Origin of the sequence: Streptomyces sp. NPDC086787 (assembly GCF_044745865.1) — a bacterium.
GTDB lineage: Bacteria > Actinomycetota > Actinomycetes > Streptomycetales > Streptomycetaceae > Streptomyces.
In genome coordinates this window covers 1-1,734 of record NZ_JBIVBC010000053.1, presented here as the reverse complement: position 1 = coordinate 1,734, position 1,734 = coordinate 1, and the positions used below count along the sequence as shown (strand labels likewise).

Below are 1,734 nucleotides of genomic sequence, written 5' to 3'. Positions count from 1 at the left end.
AAGACATCTCAGGGAGCCAAGAAGTCAAGCTGCTTGCTCGGCCGGAGGTGACAGGAGCGGTGCGAAGGCATGCTGTTCATCGAAATGCTGCCGGGTCTTGAGGCAGTGGTGGAGCTGTCCGAGGAAGCGGTTCAGCAAGTGCCGTTGTGCGGCGGCATGCCAGTCTCCGTGCTCGCGTCGGCGTCTGTAGTGCGCGTTCGCTCCCGGTGAGGCGGTGAGGGCGGCGAAGGCCCAGAGGAAGCCGGCATTGATCAGGCGGTTGTTCTTGACGAAGCGGCGACCGACGAACCGCTTCTTGCCGGAGGCCCGGGTGATGGGGGCGGATCCGGCGTACGACTTCAGCGCCCGGGCGTTGGCGAACCGTGTCCGGTCGTCGCCCAGCTCGGCGAGGACGCGGGCGCCGAGCATGGGCCCCAGGCCCGGGAAGCTAAGCAGGATCTCGCTGTCGGCGTGCTGGTGGAAGGCGGCTGTGGCCGCCTCCGCGAGGTCGTCCGCGGCCTGGCAGGTGGCGTCCAGCTGCTTGAGCAGGGCCAGGAGCTGGTGGCCGAAGGCATCCTCGACGCCGGGCAGCTGATGGGCGTACTCGGCGCGGAAGACGTCCCGCAGCCGCTCGGCTTCCGCGTCGCAGCCACGGAGGCGGCCACTGCGTTTGAGGGCGGCCCGCAACTGGGCGAGGGTGAGCTTCGCGGCCTTGGCCGGGGTCGGGGCCAGAGTGAGGATGGCACGGGCATCAGCCCTGGTCAGACCGCCTTGCTTGCTCTGGAAGGCCAGCAGAGCAGCGGGATAGTACTCGCGCAGGAGCGAGCGGGCCTGGTTGGCGACCTGCTGCCGGGTCCAGACGGCGTCCTGCTGGGCCCTGGCCAGGACCGTGATGGCCTGGGCGAGTTCGGAGTCGGTCGGCAGGGGCCGGTGGGCGTGCATGTCGGTGCGCAGAATGTTCGCCAGGACCAGGGCGTCGCCTGGGTCGGACTTCTTTCGGCTGACGCCGTGGCGGTCGCGGTAGCGGGCGGCGGCGAGCGGGTTGATCGCGAAGACCGGACGGCTGCCGGTGCGCAGGCTCGCGACCAGGAGGCCGTGGCTGGTCTCGATGGCCACCGGTATCGGATCGTCTGGGTTGTCGCCGTGCTCGGCCAGGAGGGCCAGGAGCTGGTGGTAGCCGGCCGCGTCGTCGGTGATACGGGCTTTGGCAAGCAGAGTGCCGACTTCGTCGACGAGGGCGACGTCGTGGTGCCGCTCCGCCCAGTCGATACCGCAGAACACGGTCAAACTGTCCTCCCAGATCCGTCCGTCTACGCAGGTCACGAGCACATGCGGGTCACGCGGCGCCCTAATCCAAGGACTCGTTGGTCCGCCATCTCAGTAGCCGTTCGCGACACCAGCGCACTCCAGGGGCTCGATCTTCTGCAGAGCTCACGGGCTCGCGGATGAACAAGAGGTCGACCCTGGCGCGGGCTCGCGCCGTGACGATCAACGTCCGACCGCGCCCCGCGAGTTTCGCGGTGACCACGGAGGCGCCGGGCTGCGCCACTCTTGACAGAGGCCTCAAGGGCCCGGAGAAACGGAGGCATCAGCCCGGCGCCCGCGTCATCACCGCGGACCCCGCACCGGACAGCGATGCCGCTCTTTCAGGAGGCCTTGACGGCCAGGGGGGACCCAGGCATTCGCTGTCCTGCGCGAGCAGTCGTCCCGGGTCGTTGCATGGTCCCGGGCCACCTGCTTACGCACTGGATTAGG

At 69.0% G+C, this 1,734-nt stretch carries 1 protein-coding gene; it reads right to left on the bottom strand.

Annotation, left to right across the window (positions count from 1 at the left end; all coding sequences use genetic code 11):
• Window positions 1-24: 24 nt before the first annotated feature.
• Window positions 25-1,281, bottom strand: coding sequence for an IS110 family transposase (locus ACIPK3_RS34395; RefSeq protein ID WP_402576141.1), 1,257 nt, complete (start codon window positions 1,279-1,281; stop codon window positions 25-27).
• Between the last annotated feature and the right edge of the window lie 453 nt (window positions 1,282-1,734).